A 22,296-nucleotide genomic window follows, 5' to 3' on the forward strand; every position below is an offset into this window, starting at 1 on the left:
CGTTGAATCTCGGTAAAACTTTCTTGCACTAAGAGCTTATGCAAAAAAAATTGTCTGTATTAGTCCTGACTAGCGTCCTGCTCAGTTTGTCAGCTTGCGGTTTGTTGCCGGAAAGATCCGACGAAAACAAGAACGTGTCAGCATCGAAATTATACGCTGACGCGCAGGAGGAAATGGCGGGCGGCCATTACGAAGCCGCGATCAAGCTGTTCGAACGCCTCGAATCCAACTATCCGTTCGGCACCTACGCCGCCCAGGCGCAGATGGAGATCGCCTATGCGCACTACAAGGCGCAGGACCAGGCCGAGGCGCTGGCCGCCGTCGAACGCTTCATCAAGCTGCACCCGAACCACCCGCAGGTCGACTATATGTACTACCTGCGCGGCCTGATCAATTTTAACGACCAGATCGGCTTCCTCAGCTTCATCTACGCCCAGGATCCGACCGAGCGCGACCCGAAGGCGACGCGTGAAGCGTTTGCCGCGTTCAAGGAACTGGTCGACAAGTTCCCGAACAGCAAGTACGCGCCGGACTCGGTCGCCCGCATGAACTACCTGATCAACGCGATGGCGCAGTACGAAGTGCACGTGGCGAACTACTACTACCGCCGCGGCGCCTACCTGGCCGCGCTGAACCGCGCCCAGGGCGCCGTTACCCAGTTCAGCGAAGCCCCGGCGCGCGAGGAAGCACTGTTCATCATGATTCGCGCCTACGACAAGCTGGGCATGTTCGACCTGCGCGACGACACCCAGCGCATCTTCACCATGAACTACCCGAACAGCCGCTTCATGGGCGGCAAGGGTTCGGGCGACGCGCCGTGGTGGAAGTTCTGGGCCAAGGCCGGCCCCAAACCGGCGCCGAAAGACGCCGTGCAGTAACCCCAGTGCCCGCGGAAGCGGGCTTTTTTTCGCCCCCCTGCCCCAAAATTCGGGGGCAGAGCACATTTCCGATCAATATCCTGCGACCAGTTGCTCTGGCAACGCTCTGCGCGCGTGCACGCCGTCCATGGGCATTCGCGCCCGGCGCCACGCGCAGAACTTACTTCGAGGATCTTGCGCAAAAAAGTGCTCTGACCCCGAATTTGTCGACGTCGTCAGCCTTCGATGCGCCGGCGGAACACCCAGGATTTGTCCGTCGACACGGCCTCGTCGTACGCATACCCGTCCACGTCGAAGTCCTTCAGGCGCTCGACGTCCGTGATGCCCTCCTCGGCCGCATGGCGCGCCATCATCCCGCGCGCCCGCTTGGCGAAGAACGAGATGATCTTGTACCTGCCGTTCTTCCAGTCTTCGAACACGGGCGTGATCACGGACACGTCCAGCAGCTTCGGCTTGACGGACTTGAAGTATTCTTCGGACGCGAGGTTCACGAGGACCGGCGCGCCCGCCTCCTTCAGGTCCGCGTTCAGCGCGGCCGTCACCCGCTCGCCCCAGAAGGCATACAAATCCTTGCCGCGCGGGTTCGCGAGACGCGTGCCCATCTCCAGGCGGTACGGATGCATGGCGTCCAGCGGTCGCAGCACGCCGTACAGGCCCGACAGGATGCGCACGCGGTCGCGCACATAACCGAGCGCGTGCTTGCCGAGCGTGCGCGCAGCCAGGCCCGTATACACGTCGCCGTCGAACGACATGATGGCCTGGCGGGCGTCGGCGTGGTCCGGGTGCCAGTCGGCGTAACGGGTCACGTTCAGCACCGACAGCTGGTCCGAGATATCCATCAGCGCGCCGATCTCGGCCGGCGATTTCGGCTTGAGAACGCGGATCAATTCGGCGGCATCGTCGATGAAGCGGGGCGTCGTGCGCTCCTGCGTGGTGGGTGGCGATTCGAGGTCGAGGGACTTGGCGGGCGAGAGAACGATCAGCATTTAGTTATAAAACACGTACAGCGGGTAAAATTGCTGACATGATACCTGCTTCAGCGAAACCCATCGTCATCGACACCAACGTCTGCCTCGACCTGTTCGTTTTCCGCGACCCGCGCTGGGCGCCCCTGCTCGCCGCGCTGGAGTCCGGCACGGTGCGCGCCGTCACGCGCGCCGACTGCCGCGACGAATACCGGATCGTGCTGCATTATTCTCACCTGCCGCTCGACGACGATACCCGTCCGCAGGCGGAGGCCGCCTTCGACGCCCTGATCGAGGTCGTGGCGCCGACGTCGCGCGCGCTGCGCCTGCCGGTCTGCACGGACCGCGACGACCAGAAATTCCTCGAGATCGCGCGCGACGCCGATGCCGCCGTCCTCGTCACGAAGGACAAGGCGTTGTTGAAACTGGCCCGCCGCGCCGCGCGCGAGAACCTCTTCCGCATCATGACGCCCGACGCTTGGGTCAAGACCGAGGCGCCGGCAGCCCCACCCACCCCGTACGCACCATGACCACACCCGTCCTGCAATCGCGCCTGCCGGCCGTCGGCACCACCGTGTTCACCCTGATGTCCGCGCTCGCGGCCGAGCACGGCGCCGTCAACCTGGGCCAGGGCTTCCCCGACTTCGACTGCGATCCGCGCCTGCTGGACGCCGTCGACGCCGCCATGCGCGCGGGCCACAACCAGTACGCGCCGATGACCGGCCTGCCCGTGCTGCGCGAGGCCATCGCCGCCAAGCTGGCCGCGCTGTACGGTCACGCCTACGATGCCGCCACCGAGATCACGGTCACGGCCGGCGCCACGCAAGGCATCATCACCGCGATCCTGTGCGCCGTGCATCCGGGCGACGAGGTGATCGTCATCGAGCCCTGCTACGACAGCTACCAGCCGTCGATCACCCTGGCCGGCGGCGTGCCGGTGCCCGTCGCGATGCGCGTGGACGCCGGCGGCTACAGCGTGCCATGGGATGCCGTCGCGGCGGCCGTCACGCCCAGGACCCGGATGATCGTCGTGAACACGCCGCACAACCCGACCGGCACGATCCTGCGCCGGGCCGACCTCGATGCGCTGGCCGCCATTGTCGACGGGACCGATATCCTGATCCTGTCGGACGAGGTGTACGAGCACATGGTCTACGACGGCCAGCCGCATGCGTCGGTGAGCCGCCATCCCGTGCTGGCGGCGCGCGCGTTCGTCGTGTCGAGCTTCGGCAAGACCTATCACGCGACGGGCTGGAAGGTGGGCTACGTGGCCGCGCCGGCGCCGCTGATGGCGGAATTCCGCAAGGTCCACCAGTACAACGTCTTCAGCGTGAACACGCCGATGCAGGCCGGCCTGGCCGCCTTCATGCGCGACCCGGCGCCGTGGCGCGACCTGCCCGCGTTCTACCAGCGCAAGCGCGACCTGTTCCGCGCGGGGCTGGCGAACACGCGGTTTACCCTGCTGCCGGCGGACGGCACGTATTTCCAGTGCGTGCGCTACGACGGGATTTCGGACCTGAGCGAATCCGAATTCGCGCAGTGGCTGACGCGCGAGATCAAGGTGGCCGCGATTCCCGTGTCGGCCTTCTACAGCAAGCCGACGGAGTCCGGCATCGTGCGGTTCTGCTTCGCGAAAAAGGACGAGACGCTGAACGGCGCCCTCGAGCGGTTGGCGACAGTGTGACGCGGGCTCAGTGCGAGAGCTGCTGGATGCGGCGCTCCACGAACCCCTGCAATTCCTGCGACAACCCCCCGCCGGCGCGCGCCCGCTGGAACGCGTCGAGCGCCTCGCCGTTGCGTTTCTCGGCCTGCAGCGAGATGCCGAGACCCATCCACCACACGCCGTTCGACGGCACCGCGCGCACGGCCTGGTGATACTGCTCGGCCGCCTCGCGGTGACGCTGCTGGCGTGCCAGCGCGGCCGCCAGGAAGGCGTGGTAGTCGGCGTCGTTGCCCGCGTACGGCAAGGTACGCATCAGGGTGTCGATGCCGTTGCCGCCGCGCTCGATCTGCAGGCGCGCGAGCAGCATCGCCATCGCGGGCTGGCGCGGGTCCAGCGTGAGGCCCAGCTGCAGCTGGCGCATCGCCTCGTCGTTGCGGTTCGCCTCGATCAGCAGGCCGACCAGGGTCTGGCGCGCCGCTTCGTGCGCCGGCTCGTATTTCAGCGCCTGCTCCAGCGCCGCGACGGTCTCGGTCATGCGGCCTTCCTGCAGGCTCGCCAGTGCGCGCCGGTATTCGCCTTCCGCGCGCTGGGCGCCCGTCTCCTGGCGGCCCTGGGCGCCGCGTTTGCCCTTCGGCGCCGCGTCGTCGTGCGCGGCCGCGCGCGCGGCGGCCACCATCGCGGCGGACGTCGTCTTCGGGGACTTGCCCCGTGCGGCCAGCGCCTGCGCCATGGCGCGCCGCGCCGCGCGCGCTTCCGCGCTGTCCGGCTCCATCGGCGCCACGTCCTGCGCGCGCACGGACGCCGCCTGCGCCGCCTTCTCCGCCTTCTCCGCCTTGCGCGCCGCGGCTTTCTCTTGCGCGAGGCGCTTGCGTTCCGCGCGCCGCTCCGCCCGCGTCATGTGCTGCGTCGGCGGCGCGTCTGCGGTCTTTTCCACGGCGGGCGGCGGCGCCGCCGGCGCTGCAGGCGCCTGCACGGCCACCGCCGGAGAAGCCTGCACGGGGCCCGTGACCACCGGCGCCACCCGGACGGCAGCGGCGGGCGCCGGCGCAGCCGGTGCCGGCGCGCGGTGCGGTTGGGTCAAGGCCAGCCAGCAGACTGCACTCGCGGCGAGCGAGCCGCCGACGGCGGCCGCGATCGCGCGCCGGTTCAGCCGGTACGGCTCGCGCGCGACAGGCTTCACCTGGCCTGGCAGCTCGCCGTCCTTGGGCGTGCCGCGCGCGTCCAGGTCTTGCAGCATCTTGTTAATCAGGCTCATTCCCGCTCCCCGTCAATGGCTCAACGCCCAGGCCAGGCCCGCGCCGGCGGCGGCCAGCGCGGCGGCCGAGGCGGCCCAGGGCCACACGCGGCGCCTGCTCGTCGCGAGCGTGTCGCGCGCGGCCAGGTTCACGTGCGCGCGCGCGACCTGCTGGCGTCCCTGGCCGTAGCACAGCATCATGGCCTTGTGCGCGAGGATGTTGACGAGGCGCGGCACGCCGCCGCTGGCGCCGTACAGGCGGGCCACCGCAGCGCGCGAGAACAGGCGCGCCCCATCATACCCGGCCACGCGCAGGCGGTGCGCCACATAGTAATCGAGGTCGTCGCGGCTCAAGGGACCGAGATGATAGTGGAACGTGATGCGCTGGGCGAGCTGGCGGATCGATTGCAGCTCCAGCTTGCGGTTCAGCTCCGGCTGGCCGAACAGGACGATCTGCAGCAGCTTGCGCTTTTCCGTCTCCAGGTTCGTCAGCAGGCGCAGCGCCTCCAGCGTCTCGACGGGCATCGCCTGTGCCTCGTCGAGACACAGCAGCACGCGCTTGTCCTCGCCCGCCAGCTGCAGCAGCCGGTGCGTGATCGCTTTCAGGACCTGGTGCTGGTCGGCGTCCTTGTCGTAGCCGACTTCCAGCTCGTCCGCGAGCGCCAGCATCAGGGTGCGCGGTTCGAGGTACGGGTTCGGGATGTACGCGGTGACGAATTCCGGACCCAGTGTCGCCATGAACTTGCGGCACAACAGGGTCTTGCCGGTGCCGACTTCGCCCGTGATCTTGATGAAGCCCTCGCCGCCGCGCGCCGCGACGAGCAGCGTGTTCAGGGCTTCCTGCGAATGCGGGGCGCCGAAGAAGAAGCTGGTGTCCGGCGTGATCCCGAACGGCAGTTCGCGCAGGCCGAAGTGGGCCGTGTACATTCAGCGGCTCCCCCGGATGCGCGGGTCGAGCTGCTCGATGCGGCGGCTCGTGTCGAGCAGGTCGTCGTTCCAGTTGTTGATGCCCTCGACGATGGTCGGCTTGATCAGCACGACCAGTTCGCGCTTCTGGTTCACGCGCTTCTTCGCGCCGAACAGCGCCGACAGCACGGGCACCTTGCCGGTTCCGGGCAGCTGCGAATCGTCCGCCGTCGACGACTGGCGCATCAAGCCGCCGATGGCGACGACCTGGCCGTTCTGGCCGCGCACGATGCTGTCCAGTTCCGACGTCGCCGATGCCGCGAGCGGCAGGTTCAGGCTGCCGGCCGTGCCCAGGTTGACGGACTTGTTGATCGTCGAGACCTGGCTCACGGACGGGTGCACGTGCAGCAGGATGTTGCCCTTCTCGTCGATCTGCGGCGTGACGTCGAGGACGACGCCGGAGAAGAACGGCTGCAGGGTGACGCTCGGCGACACGGTGTTGCCGGTCGTCGTGGAGTTCGTGGTCGTCTGCACGCCGGTGACGTAGAACTCGTCGGTACCGATCTTCAGCACGGCCTTCTGGTTGTTGACGGCCGCCACGCGGGGGCTCGACAGCACGTGCACGGTGCCCTGCGTTTCGAGGAACGAGATCAGCGCCGCGAAGTTCGCGGTCTGCACGGCCAGGCCGAACATCGAACCGGCCGCCCCCGCCGCGTTCGACAGCGAGAAGCCGCTGCTGGCCGACAGGCCGGTGCTCGGATCCGTGATCACGGCCGGCTGGCCGCCGCCGAACGGCAGCGGCGTGAGCGTGGCGCCCGGCGCGATCATGCCGCCCGAGACGCGGTTGTCGTGGCCGCTCTTGATCGACGCGAACGATGCCCAGTTGACGCCGCTCTGGTAGCTGTCGTTCAGCTCCACTTCGAGGATCTTCGCTTCCAGGATCACCTGGCGGTCGACGGCGAGCTGGGTGGCTTTCAGGTAGGCGTCGACGTTGCGCAGCTCGTCCGGCATCGCGCGGATCACGAGCACGCCCGACTGCGGGCTGACGACGACGCTGCGGCCGCCCTCCTTCGAACCCACGATGGCCTCGATGGCCAGTTTCAGGTCGCCCCAGAAATCGTTGGCGGACGTCGTGGCGACGTCCGTGCTGTCCATCTGCCCGCCGTTCTGGCCGTTCGGGTTGTTGCCGTTGTTGTTCTGGTTGTTGCCGTTGTTGCCGTTCTGGTTCTGGCCCTGGTTGTTGCCGTTGTTGCCGTAGCCGTTGCCGTTCTGGTTGTTGACCGCGTTCGAGACCGACGTCGACGTCACGCGCGTGCTCGACATGCCTGAGCGCTTGCCGACCAGGTAGTTCACGTGGAACATCTTGGTCTGCATCGTCAGCGGCTTGATCGAGATGCGCGTGCCGTCGATCTTGTAGTCGTAACCATACATCTCGCGGATCGCGTCGAGCGTCTCCGGCAGGGTCACGTCCTTCAGGTTCGCCGTGATGGTGCCGGCGACGTCCGGATGCACGAGGATGTTGTAGCGCGTGCCCGCGACGATCGAGCGGAAGAACTGCTGCGCCGGCACGTTGTTGAAGGAGACGTTGAAACGCTCTTCCAGCGCGGGCCGCGCCTTCGGCAGTTGCGTCGCCAGCGCGGCGGCCGGCGGCAGCAGCGCGTCGGCGACGGCCGCGTCGACCGTCGGCGCGGCGGCCGGGCGCTTGTTCGCGCCGCTCGCCACCTCGCCCTTGATGTTGTCGTAGGTGGCCGAACTGGGCGTCGTCTGGCAGCCGGACAGTGCCAGCAGCGCGGCGGCGGCCGCCGCCATGGAACGCATCGGAATACGCTTGTCGTTCATCCTCATCCTCTGTCAGCGCCGCACGGTGACCGTGGCGGCGTGGTCGCCCTTGATGCCGCCTTCGGCTTCGGCGTACAGGCGCAGCACCTGGCGTTCGCCGCCGCGCGCCAGTTCCACCTCGTTCTCGCGGATGCGCACGACCTTCGCGCCGCGGAAGCTCTCGCCCTGGCGCACCGTCTCGCCGTCGATGACGGCCACGTGGCGCCCGCCCGCCGCGCGCCCGATCAGGATCGATTGCAGCTGCGGGCCGCTGCTCACGGCCTGCGGACCCAGCGCGACCGGCGTCGCCGCCGCGGGCGGTTTCGTCGGGTCCTGCAGCGGCTGCGCGTGGGCGCCGCCCGCCAGCAGCAGCGCCAGGAATGCGGCGCGCAGGGCCGGCTTCATCGTCGTCGGAATCACAGCTTCATCCATTTCGGGTCCAGGCTCAGGGTGTACAGCGTCAGGGTCAGGCGCACGTCCGGATACGCTTCCGCATCCAGCTGCGCCTTGCCCCAGAACAGCTGGGTGGGCAGCGTCTCCAGCGCCTGCATGTAGTCGACCATGTCGAGATAGCTGCCGCGCACCGTCAGTTCGACGCCGTGGCGGTACAGCAGGTCGGGCGATTTCACGACGGGCGGCGGCGCCGGTGCGGCCGGTGCGGGCGGTGCCGCCGCTGCCGGTGCCGGCGCCGCGCCTTCGGTCAGCGTCGACACGGGCAGCGTCTTCAGCGACACGAGCTTCAGGCGCCCGTTCGCGCGCAGGATCGCTTCCAGCAGCGGCGCGATGCGTTCCGGCGGCACGAGGCCTTTCTGCATCGTGCGCAGCTCGTCGCTCGTGCGCGCCGTCTCGGCCCGCAATTCGCCCAGGTGCTTGCGCAGCGCCTCGTTCGGATCGTTGCCGTAGGCGCGCGCCTTGCCTTCGATGTCGGCCGCGATGCCGCCGATGGTGATGGTCTGCTGCTGCAGGGTCGAGCGCAGCGCGGCTTCCTTGCGCGACATCGGCGCGAACACGAAGCTATTCGCGAGGAACACCAGCATGACGACGGCGGCGCCGAATGCCATGATGCGTTCGCGCGGCTGCAGCGCTTCCACGCGCGCCGTGAACTGGAGCCAGCGGCGCTTCATGGCTGGCCTCCGGTGGCCGGCGCCGGTGCCGCACCGGCGCCGGCCGACTGCAGGCTGAATTCGACGTACGGCGCCGGTGCATCGGACTCCTTGCCGTCGGCGCCGAGCACCTTGACGGTGGACGCCTGGCCGATCTGCATGCTGCCCACCGGCTTGCCCTGCAGGACGCGCTCATTGCGCAGGCGCGCGAGGTAGCCCGGCACGAGGGCCGGATCGAGCGCGCGCCCGCGCACGCCGATCTCCGTGCCGGCGCCCGTGATGGTGACGCCCGTCAGCCACAGGCCGTCGACGCTTTGCCGCGCCAGCGCGCGAAAGTATTCCGCATAGCCTTCGGTATTGCCCAGGTCACCGCGCTGGATGACGTCGGCCACGCGCCGCAAGGCATCGTGCTCGGCCTGGGCCGCGGCCACCTCCGCTTCGAGGCGGCCGTCCTTCGTGCGCGGCGCGAATTCGGCGGTGGCGGCTTCCAGGCGTTTCTGCGCGGCCTGCACCTCCGCCTCGCCGCGCGCGACCCTCGCTTCCAGCTGCGCGATGCGCACCTTGGCGTACACGCCCGTGCCGACGACGAGCAGCACCAGCACGCCGAGCGCGCCGGCCATCGCGTTGACGGAGAAGATCTTCTTCTGCGGCTGGAACGCGGGATTGAACAGGTTGATCTGCTGGCTCATGCCGCGCCCTCCTCGACGCGCAGCGCGGCGCCGATGGGCACGAAGAAGCGCTGCTGGCGGCCCGGTTCGGCCAGGTCCGGCACGCGTTCGAGGTCCAGCACGTCGGCCAGGTCGAGCGTCTCGACCCGCGTGTACAGGTTGCTCGACAGGTAGTCTTCGAGGCCCGTGGCGCCGGTCGGCGCGAGCACGAGCTTGGCCACGCTGATGAACGAGAACTGGCGCTCGAAGTTGTCGAGGGAGCGCTGCAGCTCCAGCGTGATCTTGTCGAAGGCCTGGTGCTTGCGGTCGTGGTCGTCGTCGAGCAGCAGGGCCAGCGTGACGTCGATGCGGCGCGACAGATACAGCTCGCCGCGCCACGACACGGTCAACAGGCCGCCGTCCTCGCCGAACGACAGCAGCGCGATGCCGCGGCCGTCCTGCTCCAGCAGCGCGGACACGTTACGCTGGGCCATCTCGGGGATGTCGATCGCGCGCAGTTTCACCTTGGCCGCGTTGAACATCTTCTGGCGCGCGGACACGATGCTGTTGCGCGCCGCGATCGCGAACACGCTCTGCTGCGGGCGCACGACGGCGTTCGGGTCGAGCGGGACGTCGAGGACGTCGAACGTGGCGTCGTCGATGGGGAAATCGAGGATGTCCTTGAGGCGCCAGCGCATGGCGCTTTTCAGTTCCTCGCGCGGGACGTTCGGCGATTCGACCGACATGAACTGGTAATCGCCCCCGGCCAGCACTGTCGTGCAGCGGTAGCTCGCGCTGTGCATCTCCTTCGCGGCCTTGTCGAGGCTGTCCGCGGACGGGGCGCCGGGGAAGAAGACGGCATGCGTCACGGCCGGCTTCGCGCCATGGCGCACGCTGGCCGCCGCGATCCCGTCGCGCTGCGGCACCATGGCCAGCCAGGCTGCATTGTTCTGTGCTTTACTGAAAAAACCCATGCGTGGCGATGGTTATCCGTGACTTGGTCGAGATAAGTGCGATAGAGGCTTGATTATATTCAAGCGGTAGGAAATTCCGATACCAAATTTTTACTCTGGGAGAATATATTTGGTTTTCCGTGTGGAACTACTAATGGGGTGTGGTCAATACGCAGCATTCGGCCTGTAAACGACAATCGGGACCGCGCGTTGCGGTCCCGATTGATCCAGCGTAAAAACGCTTAGTTGCAGTTTGCCGCCGTGCCGTTCACTTTGATCGACGGTGCGCCGCCCGCCGTCGTCGCCTCGGTGTACTGGACATAGCAGTTCGCCTCATTGGTCGTGCCCGCAAGACTCTGCGGTACGAGCTTGATCGACGCACCCGAAGCATTGGTACCCGTCGTAGCGGCCGTCGCGATGACCTTATAGTCGACGCCATCCTTCATGCCGGCGGCCTCCGCGAGATTGCTGTCCGCCACCGGATAGCCGGTCGTGGTGTTGATGTTCATCGTCACGCCTTCGACCGTGAGTTGCTTGGTCGTGGTCACGTTCGGATCGACCATGAACTTGCCATGGGCCATTGCCGCCGTCGCGCTGAGCGCACCTTTCGCAGCATTCAGGCTGGCCACGCGGGCATCGCTGCCCAGGTTGGCAAACTTCGGCAGTGCCGTGGCAGCCAGAATGCCCAGAATAACGATCACGACGATCAATTCGATCAAGGTAAAGCCGCCCTGCGCATTGTTCTTGATACTTACTTTCATGCTCTCTCCGATTTAGGTACGGCATTCCCGGCCGCGTGGGTTTTGATTAACGACCGCCTTGCGTATCGATTTCATTCAATGCAAGACTCATCATTTGTTTCCCTGCGTCAGCAGGAGTTCGGGTTAATTCTACCTTGAACGTGGGCAATTTCGATTTGCCCGAAGCAAATCTTTCTCGTTCTGAGGTGAGATAGACAAGGGTTTTGTCGCGTGGGTCAAACACCCACCCGTTTCGTGCCACGCTACCCTGCTCGGATAGTGCGAATTCGCCAAGATAATCGGCCGGCGGCCGTGCCAGCAGGCGCATCGGATTCTGCCCGGCGAGCGCCGCGAGCGCATCGGGATGGCGGGCCGCCTCGACCTGCAGCGCGGTGCGCAGCGCGGCCACGGTCTGGCGCGCCGCCGCGTCCTCGGCCGCGCGGCGGTAGCCGTCCAGGCGGTGCAGCAGCACGGTCGACAGCGCCGCCGTGATGGCGGCGACGATCGCGAATTCGTACAGGGTGAACCCGCGGGCTGTCTTCACACGAATCATGGATGCCTCGTCAATGATGCAGGGCTGCCTTGCCCAGGTCCCAGATCGGCAGGAAGATGCCGAGCGCCAGCACGAGCACCATCGCACCGAGGAAGGTGATCAGGATCGGCTCGATCTGGCTGGACAGCGTCTTGAGCTCGTAATCGACCTCGCGCTCGTACATCTGCGCGATCTCGTCCATCAGGTCGTCGAGCGAGCCGGATTCCTCGCCCACGGCGATCATCTGCAGCACGATCGGCGTGAACACCTGGGCGTTGGTCGCCGTGCGCAGGATGCTTTCGCCCCGCTCGACGCCGTCGCGCATCTGGTCCAGGCGCATGGTCAGGTAGGCATTGTCGGCCGTCTGCGCGACGACCGAGAGGGCTTGCACGATCGGCACGCCGCTGCGGATCGACAGCGCGAAGCTGCGCGCGAAGCGGGCCATCGTGGCCTTGTGGATGATCTTGCCGGCGATGGGGAAGCGCAGCTTCCAGCGGTCCCACGCCAGGCGTCCGGACACGGTCCGCGTCCACGCCCGCACACCGAAGAAGGCCGCCAGGGCGGCGCCGAGCATCACGGGCCAGTACTCGACGGTGAAGCGCGACGTCGTGATCAGGATGCGCGTCATCAGCGGCAGCTCGGCGTGGAAGCTCTGGAAGACCTTTTCGAACTGCGGAATCACGAACACGTTCACGACGACCATCGCCGCGATCATCGCGACGATGACGAACGTGGGATAGCGCATCGCCGTCTTCACGCGGTCGCGCATGTCGCGGTCGAATTCCAGGTGGTCGAACAGGCGCAGGAAGACTTCTTCCAGGCGGCCCGTCATCTCGCCCACGCGCACCATCGACAGGTAGAACGGCGTGAAGCATTCCGTATGACGGCGCATCGCGGTCGACAGTTCGCGGCCCGCGTCCAGCGATTCGCGCAGGTCCTGGATCACGCGCGCGAAGCTTTTATTGGTCGCCGATTCCTGCAACCCGGCGAGGCCGCGCATGATCGGCACGCCCGATTTCAGCAGCGTGTAGATCTGGCGGCTGAACAGCTGCACGTCGATCGACGTGACCTTCTTGCGCGTCAGGCGTTCCCACAGGCTGTCGTTCGCGCCGGCGGCGTTGCCCGGCGTCGTCGCCTTGCGGGTGGTCGGGGTGATGTCGAGCGGCGTGACGCCCGTGCCGAACAACTGGTCGGCGATGGCGCTGCTGTCGGCGCCTTCCAGCACCCCCTGCATCAATTCGCCGCGCGCGTTGCGGCCCTTGTAGGCAAAGAACGGCATGAATGTCTATCAGTCTTCCATCTGGTTGCTGATCCGCATGGCTTCCGCCACCGTCGTGCGGCCCTGGATCGCGAGGCGCACGCCGCTGCGGCGCAGCGTCTCGCCGCGCATCTCGGCATGCGCCACCTTCAGGAAGTGCGACGGGTCCGGGTGGTTGGCCGCTTCGTTGACGGCGCGCGTCATCTCCAGCAGTTCGTACACGCCCGTGCGGCCGCGGTAGCCCGTGCCGTTGCAGTGCGAGCAGCCGCGCCCATGGAAGAACGGCACCGTTTCGGCGCGGTCGCCCAGTTCGGCGCGCAGCCAGGCGCGTTCCGGCGCCGGCAGCTGGTACGGCTCGGAGCAGCTTTCGCAGATCACGCGCACCAGACGCTGCGCCAGCACGGCCTGCAGCGAGCCGCTCACCATGTAGCGCGGCACGCCCATGTCCATCAGGCGCAGCGGCGTGGAGGCGGCATCGTTCGTGTGCAAGGTCGACAGCACGAGGTGGCCCGTCATGGCGGCTCGCAGGCCGATCTGCGCCGTCTCCTGGTCGCGCATCTCGCCGACGAGCACGATGTCCGGGTCCTGGCGCAGCGCGGAACGCAGCACGCGCGCGAAATTCAGCTCGATCTTGTCGTTGACCTGCACCTGGTTGATGCCCGACAGCCGGTATTCGATCGGGTCCTCGACCGTGATGAGCTTTTTCTCGACGGAGTTCAGCTCGGCCAGGGCGCTGTACAGCGTGGTCGTCTTGCCGGAACCCGTCGGCCCCGTCACGAGCACGAGGCCGTTCGGCCGCTGGACGATGGCGCGGAAGCGTTCCACCAGCGCGGCCGGCATGCCGATCGCATCCAGGCGCAAGTTCATGCCCACCTGGCTCAGCAGACGCATGACGACGGATTCGCCGTACTGCGTGGGCATCGTCGAGATACGGACGTCGATGCGCTGGCCGCGCACCTTGACGGCGAAGCGGCCGTCCTGCGGCAGGCGTTTTTCCGAGATGTCCAGGTCCGCCATCAGCTTCAGGCGCAGCGCCAGCGGCGTCGCGATCTTGATGTCGGCTTCCGTCTGCAGGTGCAGCACGCCGTCGATGCGGAAGCGGATCTGCAGGCGGCCGTCCTGCGGCTCGATGTGGATGTCGGACGCGCGCACCTGGGCCGCGTCGTCGAATACCGACTGCAGCAGTTTCACCACCGGCGCTTCTTCGAGGCCGGAGTTGGCGGACAGCGCGTTGAAGTCGACGGAGGTCGTGTCGCCCAGGTCCTGTTCGAGCTCGCGCGCCAGGCCCGTGATCTCGCCCGTGCGGCGGTAGATGCGGTCGATGGCCTGCAGCACTTCCGTCTCGTTGACGACGGCCAGCTCGACGCCCTTCTTGAGCAGGCGCGCGATCTCGTCGTAGGCAAACAGGTCGGTCGGGTCGGAGACGCCGACGAGCATCGTCTCGCCGCGGTCTTCCAGCACGAGCGCACGGAAGCGGCGCGCCTGCGTTTCCGGCAGCAGGCGCACGACGTCCTGGTTGATGTTGTAGAACTTGAGGTTGAGGTAAGGGATGCCCAGCTGGCGCGCCAGGGCGCCCGAGATCTGCTCCTCCGTGACGAAACCGCTCTCGACGAACACGCGGCCGAGCTTGCGGCCCGTGCGCTTCTGGTCGGCAAGCGCCTGGTTCAGCTGGTCTTCCGACAACAGCTTTTGTTGCACCAGGATTTCGCCAAGTCGGACTTTTTCGGGCCGGGCCATACCACCTCTTCGATCAATGTAGGACTAGTCCTTCATTGTATTCCAGAGGAACGAAAAATTAACATGGAGAATGACTTTACGTAAGGCAAAACGTATCGTCCGCGCGACTCCGTGTCACTCCTGCATGCCACACAAGAAACAAATGTTGCCAGGATTCGGGGTCAAGGTCCACTTTTTCCCCGACGCGCGGCGTTAAATCTTCGATAAAACAGACACTTGCGTGTGCGGCACCTGCCCAGAATGTGCTCCGACCCCGAATTTACATGAGGTGGCTGCTGGGCTACCATGCTCGCAAGGCGCCTGGGCTGCGCATTATCCGCGGAGCTTGCTGTGCAGCTGTTACAACGTCGTTCTCTCCCTTCCATACGCGCCAAGCTCGTGACGCTCGTGCTGGCGTGCGCCTTGCCGATCCTGATCGGCTACATCGTGTTCGCCAGGGACGCCGACCAGCGCGAACGGGTCCACGTCGCCGAGGATGCGGAGATGATCGCGCGCGCGCTGGCCGCGGCCGTCGACCGCGACCTGGCCAACGGCGAAACGGCGGCGCGCACCCTGGCCAACCAGGCGAATCTCGCCAGGGGCGACCTGGCCGCGTTCTACACGGCGGCGCGCCGGCTGCTGCGCCCCGAATTCCCCGCCTATGCGGTCGCGGTCAGCGCGCCGGACGGCAAAGTCCTCCTCGACACGCGCCACGCTCTCGGCAGCACGCTCCCGCCGCGCGGCAACGAGGCCGACATCCGCGCCGTCTTCGCCAGCGGCGACGCCGTCACGTCCGGCCTGCACCGGGGCGACGCCACGCAGCCCTGGGTGATCTCGATCAGCGTGCCGGTCTGGCGCGAGGGCAAGGTCGCGTATGCGGTGACGGTCGAACTGCGCCCGCGCCGCCTCCAGGAACTGCTCGCGAACCAGAACCTGCCGGCGCGCTGGAGCGCGATCGTGTTCGACAACAACCGCAGGCTGGTCGCCTACCGCGGCCACACGCCGCACGGGATCGGCGACAGGATGCATCCGGAGCTGATCAAGGCGGTGGCCCGCAGCCCGGTCGGCATCGTCGAGCTGACGGCGCACGGTCCGCAGGCCATGTACTCCGCCTATGCGCGCACGCTGGGCCACGACTGGGCCGTGGCGATCGGCTTTCCGCGCCACGCCGCGCGCGAGATCCTCGGGCCCGATCCCGCCACGACGCTCGCGTGGATCGCCGTCATGCTGGCCGTCAGCCTGGGCCTGGCCTGGCGCATCGGCGATTCGATCGCGCGCTCGGTGCGCGCCCTGACCGAGCCGGCAGCGGCCCTCGGCCGCGGCGAGGCGCTCGTGATCCCGCCGCTGGCGATCCGCGAGGCGGCGACCGTCGCGCGCGCGCTCGGCAAGGTCGAAGGCGAACTGCAACAATACCGCGCCGGCCTGGAGTCGCTCGTGGCCGAGCGCACCGACGAACTGCAGCGTTCCTCCGCCATGCTGGCGACCGTGTACGCGACGGCGCCGGTAGGCCTCGCGTTCCTCGACCGCAGCCTGAAGGTCGTGATGATCAACGACTACCTCGCGGCCGTGAACGCGCTCCCCGCCAGCGCCCACATCGGCCACACCCTGCCCGACCTGCTGGGCGAACGGGGCATCCACATCGAACGGCCCTACCGCCACGTGCTGACGACGGGGCGACCGCTGATCGACGTCGAGGACAGCGGGGAATCGCCCGCGGAGCCGGGCATCATGCGCCACTGGATCTGCAGCTACTACCCGGTGTACGGGCGGGATCGGGACCTGGTCGGCATCAACGCCGTCGTCCTCGACATCACGGAACGCAAGCGCCAGGAACAGCGCAACCGCGACAACGAGGTGATGTTCCGCGCGCTGTTCGAAGGCTCGGGCGACGCCCACGTGCTGATCGCCTACGGGGCCGGCTTCATCAGCGCCAACCAGGCGGCGATCGACCTGTTCGGCTGCGCGGGCGCGGACGAATTCCTCGCGATGGCGCCGGCCAGCAGCTCGCCCGACTTCCAGCCGAACGGCCGCCGCTCGGACGAGCTGTGGCACGAGGCGATGCGGCGCACGCTCGACACGGGCGGCAACCGCTTCGAGTGGATCTACCGCCGCCGCGACGGCTCGCTGTTCCACGCCGACGTGTTGCTGAACAGCGTCGACATCGGCGGCCGCGGCATCGTGCAGGGCACCATCCGCGACATCACCGCGCGCGTGGAAACGGCCGCCGCGCTGCGCGCCGCCAGCCGCCGGCTGGAAGAGAGCGAGCGCATGATCCGCACCGTGACGGACCACCTGCCCGCGCTCGTCGGCTACTGGGACGCCGACATGCGCTGCCGCTTCGCCAACAAGCCTTATCTCGACTGGCTGGAGCGCGACGCCGCCGACGTGATCGGGCACACGCTGGTCGAACTCATCGACGAAGACCAGGTCCGCGAAGTGATGCCGCACCTGGAGGCCGTGCTGCGCGGCGAGCGCCAGTTCTTCGAGCGCAGGCTGCACCGCAAGGGCTCCGGCAAGGTGATCCAGGCGTGGGGCAGCTACATCCCCGACTTCGACGCCGACGGGCGCGTGCAAGGCTTCTACATGCTGCACGCGGACATCACGGAACTGAAACGCACCCAGTCGCGCCTGGAGGAAGCGTTGCACGCGGCCGAAGCGGCCAGCAGCGCCAAGGGCGAGTTCCTCGCCAACATGAGCCACGAGATCCGCACGCCGATGAATGCCATCATCGGCCTCGCACGTCTGCTCGAGGAGGCCGACCTGGGCCGGCGCGAACGGGGCTACGTCGCGCGCATGCAGATGGCCGCGCGATCGCTGCTGTCGATGCTGAACGACGTCCTCGATTATTCGAAGGTGGAAGCGGGCCAGCTCGTGCTCGAACAGACGCCGTTCGCGCTCGACGACGTCCTCGCCAGCATCGCCGCGATGTCCGCCACGAGCGCGTGGAACAAGGGCATCGAACCCGTGTTCGCGGTCCACCCGGACGTGCCGGCGCGCCTCGTGGGCGACCCGATGCGCCTCGGCCAGGTGCTGCTCAACCTCGTCAGCAATGCGATCAAGTTCACGGAACGTGGAGAAGTCGTGCTCACCATCGAACCGGCCGGTCCGGACGCGCTGGCGTTCACCGTGCGCGACACCGGCATCGGCATCCCGCCCGAACAGCAGCAGCGCATGTTCGAGGCCTTCTCGCAGGCCGACACGTCCACGAGCCGCAAGTACGGCGGCACGGGCCTGGGCCTCGCCATCAGCCGCCGCCTCGTGCGCCTGATGGGCGGCGACCTGCGCGTGGACAGCGTGCCCGAGCGGGGCGCCACGTTCCGCTTCACGGCGCCGTTCGGCATCGCCGGCGACGCCGCGCCCGCACCGCCTGAAACGGCGCCGCTGCGCGTCCTCGTCGCCGACGACAACGCGAGCAGCCGCGCCGCGCTGGCCGCCCTGCTCGCGGGCCGCGGCTGGCACGTCGAGACGGCCGCCAGCGGCGCGGACACCCTCGCGCTGCTGCGCGCCGCCGGGCCGTTCGACGTCGCGTTCATCGACAGCGTGCTGGGCGACCTGGACGGCGCGTCCGTGATCGCCTTCGCGCGCGCCGACCAGGCGATTTCCCTGCCCCGCTGCGCGCTGCTCGCGGCCGACCCGGAACGGGAACGCCTCGACGCCGTGGCGGCCGACCTGCGCATCGACGCCGTGCTCGCGAAACCGTTCACGCCGGGCGCGGTGGCCGACGCGCTGGCGGAACTGCACAGCGGCGCGCCCGCGCCGGCGAGCGGACGCCCGACGCCGCTGGGCGGGCGCCTGGCGGGCATGCGCGTGCTCGTCGTCGAGGACAACCTCCTCAACCAGGAAGTGGCGAACTACGTGCTCGTGCACGCGGGCGCCAGCGTCGATTTCGCCGCCAACGGCCGCAGCGCCGTCAGCATGCTCGCCGAACATTCGGCCGACTGCAGCGCGCACTACGACGCGGTGTTGATGGACTTGCAGATGCCCGTGATGGACGGCTTCGAGGCGACCCACGCGATCCGCGCCATGGGGCTCGACCGGCTGCCGATCATCGCAATGACGGCCAACGCGCTGGACGAGGACCGCCGCCGCGCGCTGGCCGCGGGCATGAACGATTACCTCGCCAAGCCGATCGACGTGGACGAACTGGTGAACATGCTGGTCCGCGTCACGGGCCGGCCGGCAGCGTCCCCGTCCGAAGCGGCGCAGACGGCGCTCGCCGCCGGGCTGGCCGTGCCCGCTTACCTGCCCGGCATCGACCTCAAGGCGACGCTGCCCCGCTTCGGCGGCAATTTCGCCAGCTTCGCCGCGTTGTTCAGGCGCTTCGAGAGCTCGCAGGGCGGCGCCGTGGCCGACATCCGCGCCCTGCTCGACGCCGGCGACCGCGCCGGGGCGGGCCAGGCCGCGCACCGCCTGCGCGGCGTGGCCGCCAACCTGGGCGCGACGGACGTGGCGAGCCAGGCGCTGGAGCTGGAACAGGCGCTGCGCAGCGAGGACGAGGCGGCGCTCGCGCTGCGCCTCGCCCGTCTCGACGCCGCGCTGTCCATCGTGCTGGAGGCGGCACGCGACCTCCCCGCACCGGAGGCCAAGCCCGCGCCGGCCGCGGCGCCGGAAGATAGCGCTATCCTGCAGCGCGAGTTGGCGCAGCTCCTTGATTTGCTCCACAATAACAACATGAAAGCGATCGCGCAGTTCGAGACGCTGCGCCCCGCCCTCGCCCGCCTCGAACCATGCCAGGTGGCCCCGCTGGCGGAGGCCGTGGCGACCCTGCGCTTCGAAGAGGCGGCGCAACTGGTGCGGACGCTACTGGATACGAAGGAGGATGCATGAGCTGGACCGACATGGCCGTCAACGGCCGCGTCCTGGTGGTCGACGATGCGATGGAAAATATCCAGATCCTGCACGGCGCCCTGCAGGACGAGCACGAGGTGTTGTTCGCGATGGACGGTCCACGCGCGCTCGAGATCGCCCGTACCCAGCAGCCCGACCTGATCCTGCTCGACGCCGTCATGCCCGGCATGGACGGGTATGCCGTCTGCAAGGAGTTGCTGGCGGCACCCGAGACGAGCGACATCCCCGTGATCTTCGTGACGGCGCTGAAGTCGCCCGAGGACGAGACGCGCGCCCTGGGCGCCGGCGCGGCCGACTTCATCAGCAAGCCGGTGAACGCCGCCGTCGTGCGGGCCCGCGTGCGCACGCAGCTGACCGTCAAGCGCCAGCGCGACGCCCTGCGCGCGCTGATCCTCACGGACGCCCTGACCGGCGTCGCGAACCGCCGCGCCTTCGACGAGCGCCTCGACGCCGAATGGCGCCGCTGCGGCCGCGCGGGCCTGCCGGTGGCGCTGATCCTCGTCGACATCGACCACTTCAAACTGTACAACGACCACTACGGCCACCAGGCCGGCGACGCGACGCTCGTGCAGTTCGCGACCGCGATGCGGCGCGCCGCCGCGCGCACGCAGGATCTCGTGGCGCGCTACGGCGGCGAGGAATTCGCGATCCTGCTGCCGCAGCTGGACGGCCGTGGCGCCACCGGCGTGGCGCACCGCCTGATGACGGAGCTGGAGCAGATGGCGATCCCGCACGCCGCATCGCCCACGGCCTCCCGCCTCACTGCCAGCATGGGCATCGCCTGCATGGTGCCGGGCGAACACAGCATCCCGGCCGACCTGATCCAGGTGGCCGACGCCCTGCTGTACCAGGCCAAGGCCGAGGGCCGCAACCGCTACAAGCTGGGCGGCGCCGACTGCGCCGCCTAGCTGTCACGCGTAGCGCCGCACGAGGAATTCGGCCACGCACACGGGCTTCGTGCCGCCCTCGCGCTCGACCGTGACGTCGAGTGTGAGCTGGCTCGATCCATCTTCATCCTCCAATGCCGCCAGCACGATCGCCGCGCGCACACGGCTGCCGGCCGGCACCGGCGCGGGAAACCGCACCTTGTTCAAGCCATAGTTGACGACGAGCTTCGCATCGACCATGACGAGGACGTCGGCCAGCATCGACGGCAGCAACGACAGGGTGAGGAAGCCGTGCGCCACGGTCCCGCCGAACGGCGATTCGCGCGCCGCGCGTTCGGGATCGATGTGGATCCACTGGTGGTCGTCGGTGGCGTCGGCGAACGTCGCGATGCGGTCCTGGCCGATCTCGAACCAGCGCGACCGGCCCAGCTCCGTGCCGACGAGGCCCCGCAGCGCGTCCAGCCCCGTCACTTCGTGCAGGGCGCTAGCCATGGCGTGCCTCCCCGCCGGGCCGGCGCCCGAACATGCCCATGCCCTCGACCGTGCACACGGTCTCGCCATGCTGGTTGAGCGCGACCCACGTCGACCAGACGATGCCGCGGTCGGGCTTCGACGTGGACGCCTTCACCCGCGTGGTCCGGTAGTGCACGTTCAACGTGTCGCCCGCGCGCACGGGCGCGAGCCAGCGCACGCCGTCCAGGCCGGGCGAGCCCATGCTGGCCGACCGGTTCATCAGCCCGTCGACGACCATCCGCATCATCATGCTGCACGTGTGCCAGCCGCTGGCGATCACGCCGCCGAAGATCGACGCCTCGGCCGCGCCGCGATCGAGGTGGAACGGCTGCGGATCGAACTCCCGCGCGAACGCGACGATCTCGTCTTCCGTGACGGTGCGCGTGCCCAGGTCGATGTCCTGGCCGGGTTCGAAATCCTCGAAATACCAGTACTCTTTCATGCCGCCTCCTCGTCATCGTAAAAGCCCGGCTGCGCGATGAAGCGGGCCAGGTGATGGTCGCAATCGCCCAGCGTCAGCTCGATCGTCGACAGGCGCTTGAAATAATGCGACGCCGGCAACTCGTCCGTTACGCCCATCCCGCCGTGCAACTGGATCGCCTGCTGGCCCACGAAGCGGGCGGCCTGGCCCACGCGGTACTTGGCGGCCGCGACCGCGCGGCGGCGCTCGGCGACAATGCCCGTGCAGGCATCTTCGGCCTGGTGCCCGGCGGCCTGCTGCTCGGCGGCCAGGCGCACGGCGGCCAGCAGCGCCATCGAACGGGCCTGCTCCAGATGCACGTACATGTCGGCCATGCGGTGCTGCAAGGCCTGGAACTTACCGATCGGCACGCCGAACTGCTGGCGCGTCTTGAGGTGGTCGAGCGTCGCGCCGAACAGCGCATCCATCGCACCCAACGCTTCCGCGCACAGCAGGCCGGCGCCATGGTCGGCCGCCGCTTCCAGGATAGTCCAGCCTTCGTCCACGGTGCCGATCACGGCATCGGCACCGACCGTCACGTCGCGCAGCAGTACGTCGGCCGCACGCTGGCCGTCCAGCATGCGCACGTCGCGCATGACCACGCCCGCCGCGTCCGCCGGCACCGCGAACAGCGTGATGCCGTCCTCGTCGCGCTGCGCGCCGGCCGTCCTGGCCGACACGATCAGCAAGCCGGCCTGCGCGCCATGCAGCACGACCTTCTTTTCGCCGTTCAGGCGCCAGCCGGCACCGTCCGGGGTGGCGCGCATGGCGATATCGCGCAGGTCGTGGCGCGACTGGCGCTCGCCCAGCGCACAAGCCAGTTTCAGGTCGCCCGCCGCCACGCGTTCGAGCAGCGCTTCATGCGCACGCCCGCGGCGGAGGAACTCGGCGCCGAACATCGTTGCGAAATACGGTTCGACAACGAGGCCGCGGCCGAGTTCCTGCATCACGACGAACATGTCGACGGCATCGCCATCGAAGCCGCCCTGCGCTTCCGGCAGCGGCAGCGCCGTCAGGCCGAGCTCGGCGAGCGTGGCCCAGGCGGCCTCCGACACGCCGGCCGGCGACCCGACGATGGCGCGGCGCGCCTCGAACGTGTAGTCGCGCGCGATCCAGCGCTTGAGCGCATCCGCCAGCTGCAGCTGCTCTTCCTTGAAGTTGAAGTCCATGTCTTT

Annotated in this window: 20 protein-coding genes; 5 read left to right on the forward strand and 15 right to left on the reverse strand. The window is 68.1% G+C overall.

The window, feature by feature from the left end; translation table 11 throughout:
* Positions 1-38: 38 nt before the first annotated feature.
* On the forward strand, positions 39-878 hold the full coding sequence (locus QPK29_RS02840) for an outer membrane protein assembly factor BamD (protein WP_056131674.1): 840 nt from the start codon (positions 39-41) through the stop codon (positions 876-878).
* Positions 879-1,093: 215 nt separating this feature from the next.
* Here QPK29_RS02840 and yaaA read toward each other — a convergent pair whose 3' ends face one another.
* On the reverse strand, positions 1,094-1,864 hold the full coding sequence (gene yaaA, locus QPK29_RS02845) for a peroxide stress protein YaaA (protein ID WP_371769731.1): 771 nt from the start codon (positions 1,862-1,864) through the stop codon (positions 1,094-1,096).
* A 38-nt stretch (positions 1,865-1,902) separates the two neighbouring features.
* Here yaaA and QPK29_RS02850 point away from each other — a divergent pair, with 38 nt between their 5' ends.
* Both QPK29_RS02850 and QPK29_RS02855 read left to right on the forward strand, forming a co-directional pair.
* A complete protein-coding gene (locus QPK29_RS02850) occupies positions 1,903-2,373 on the forward strand; it encodes a putative toxin-antitoxin system toxin component, PIN family (RefSeq protein ID WP_056328949.1) in 471 nt (156 codons plus the stop codon).
* On the forward strand, positions 2,370-3,527 hold the full coding sequence (locus QPK29_RS02855; RefSeq protein WP_371769730.1) for a pyridoxal phosphate-dependent aminotransferase: 1,158 nt from the start codon (positions 2,370-2,372) through the stop codon (positions 3,525-3,527). The genes QPK29_RS02850 and QPK29_RS02855 overlap by 4 nt, the downstream gene beginning before the upstream one ends.
* A gap of 7 nt (positions 3,528-3,534) precedes the next feature.
* Here the strand turns inward: QPK29_RS02855 and QPK29_RS02860 are convergent, their stop codons facing one another.
* The 11 genes from QPK29_RS02860 to QPK29_RS02910 form a co-directional block, all read right to left on the reverse strand.
* Positions 3,535-4,761, reverse strand: a complete 1,227-nt coding sequence (locus QPK29_RS02860) for a tetratricopeptide repeat protein (RefSeq protein ID WP_160409816.1) — start codon at positions 4,759-4,761, stop codon at positions 3,535-3,537.
* Between the two features lie 12 nt (positions 4,762-4,773).
* Entirely contained in the window at positions 4,774-5,667 is an 894-nt protein-coding gene (locus tag QPK29_RS02865; RefSeq protein WP_056131659.1) for an ExeA family protein, read from the reverse strand.
* Positions 5,668-7,485, reverse strand: a complete 1,818-nt coding sequence (mshL, locus tag QPK29_RS02870) for a pilus (MSHA type) biogenesis protein MshL (RefSeq protein ID WP_371769729.1) — start codon at positions 7,483-7,485, stop codon at positions 5,668-5,670. It lies immediately after the preceding gene.
* Between the two features lie 12 nt (positions 7,486-7,497).
* Entirely contained in the window at positions 7,498-7,896 is a 399-nt protein-coding gene (locus QPK29_RS02875; protein ID WP_371769728.1) for a hypothetical protein, read from the reverse strand.
* Complete coding sequence (locus QPK29_RS02880; RefSeq protein ID WP_400189715.1) at positions 7,881-8,588, reverse strand: hypothetical protein; 708 nt, start codon at positions 8,586-8,588, stop codon at positions 7,881-7,883. Before QPK29_RS02880 ends, QPK29_RS02875 begins: the two co-directional genes overlap by 16 nt.
* Complete coding sequence (locus tag QPK29_RS02885; protein WP_400189716.1) at positions 8,585-9,256, reverse strand: PilN domain-containing protein; 672 nt, start codon at positions 9,254-9,256, stop codon at positions 8,585-8,587. The genes QPK29_RS02880 and QPK29_RS02885 overlap by 4 nt, the downstream gene beginning before the upstream one ends.
* Complete coding sequence (gene pilM, locus QPK29_RS02890; protein WP_371769725.1) at positions 9,253-10,188, reverse strand: type IV pilus biogenesis protein PilM; 936 nt, start codon at positions 10,186-10,188, stop codon at positions 9,253-9,255. The genes QPK29_RS02885 and pilM overlap by 4 nt, the downstream gene beginning before the upstream one ends.
* A 221-nt stretch (positions 10,189-10,409) precedes the next feature.
* The gene (locus tag QPK29_RS02895; RefSeq protein ID WP_056131647.1) at positions 10,410-10,928 is read right to left on the reverse strand and encodes a type II secretion system protein; all 519 of its coding nucleotides are present in this window, start codon (positions 10,926-10,928) and stop codon (positions 10,410-10,412) included.
* A gap of 46 nt (positions 10,929-10,974) precedes the next feature.
* Positions 10,975-11,460, reverse strand: coding sequence for a hypothetical protein (locus QPK29_RS02900; RefSeq protein WP_371769724.1), 486 nt, complete (start codon positions 11,458-11,460; stop codon positions 10,975-10,977).
* Positions 11,461-11,470: 10 nt separating this feature from the next.
* Entirely contained in the window at positions 11,471-12,718 is a 1,248-nt protein-coding gene (locus QPK29_RS02905; RefSeq protein WP_371769723.1) for a type II secretion system F family protein, read from the reverse strand.
* Between the two features lie 9 nt (positions 12,719-12,727).
* Positions 12,728-14,434 (reverse strand): GspE/PulE family protein, encoded by a 1,707-nt coding sequence (locus tag QPK29_RS02910; RefSeq protein WP_160409818.1) that lies wholly within the window; start codon positions 14,432-14,434, stop codon positions 12,728-12,730.
* Positions 14,435-14,764: 330 nt separating this feature from the next.
* On the opposite strand from QPK29_RS02910, the gene QPK29_RS02915 reads away from it, so the two are divergent.
* Complete coding sequence (locus tag QPK29_RS02915) at positions 14,765-19,240, forward strand: PAS domain-containing protein (RefSeq protein ID WP_371769722.1); 4,476 nt, start codon at positions 14,765-14,767, stop codon at positions 19,238-19,240.
* The gene (locus tag QPK29_RS02920) at positions 19,237-20,169 is read left to right on the forward strand and encodes a diguanylate cyclase domain-containing protein (RefSeq protein WP_056131635.1); all 933 of its coding nucleotides are present in this window, start codon (positions 19,237-19,239) and stop codon (positions 20,167-20,169) included. The genes QPK29_RS02915 and QPK29_RS02920 overlap by 4 nt, the downstream gene beginning before the upstream one ends.
* 3 nt (positions 20,170-20,172) lie before the next feature.
* Here QPK29_RS02920 and QPK29_RS02925 read toward each other — a convergent pair whose 3' ends face one another.
* From QPK29_RS02925 to QPK29_RS02935, 3 genes are read right to left on the reverse strand one after another with little or no spacing between them, the layout of a single operon-like run.
* Positions 20,173-20,640, reverse strand: coding sequence for a MaoC family dehydratase (locus tag QPK29_RS02925; RefSeq protein WP_371769721.1), 468 nt, complete (start codon positions 20,638-20,640; stop codon positions 20,173-20,175).
* On the reverse strand, positions 20,633-21,103 hold the full coding sequence (locus QPK29_RS02930; protein WP_056131630.1) for a MaoC family dehydratase: 471 nt from the start codon (positions 21,101-21,103) through the stop codon (positions 20,633-20,635). Before QPK29_RS02930 ends, QPK29_RS02925 begins: the two co-directional genes overlap by 8 nt.
* The gene (locus QPK29_RS02935) at positions 21,100-22,290 is read right to left on the reverse strand and encodes an acyl-CoA dehydrogenase family protein (protein ID WP_371769720.1); all 1,191 of its coding nucleotides are present in this window, start codon (positions 22,288-22,290) and stop codon (positions 21,100-21,102) included. Before QPK29_RS02935 ends, QPK29_RS02930 begins: the two co-directional genes overlap by 4 nt.
* Positions 22,291-22,296 lie beyond the last annotated feature (6 nt).

This window comes from Massilia orientalis, assembly GCF_030411975.2.
Taxonomy (GTDB): Bacteria; Pseudomonadota; Gammaproteobacteria; order Burkholderiales; family Burkholderiaceae_D; genus Telluria; species Telluria orientalis.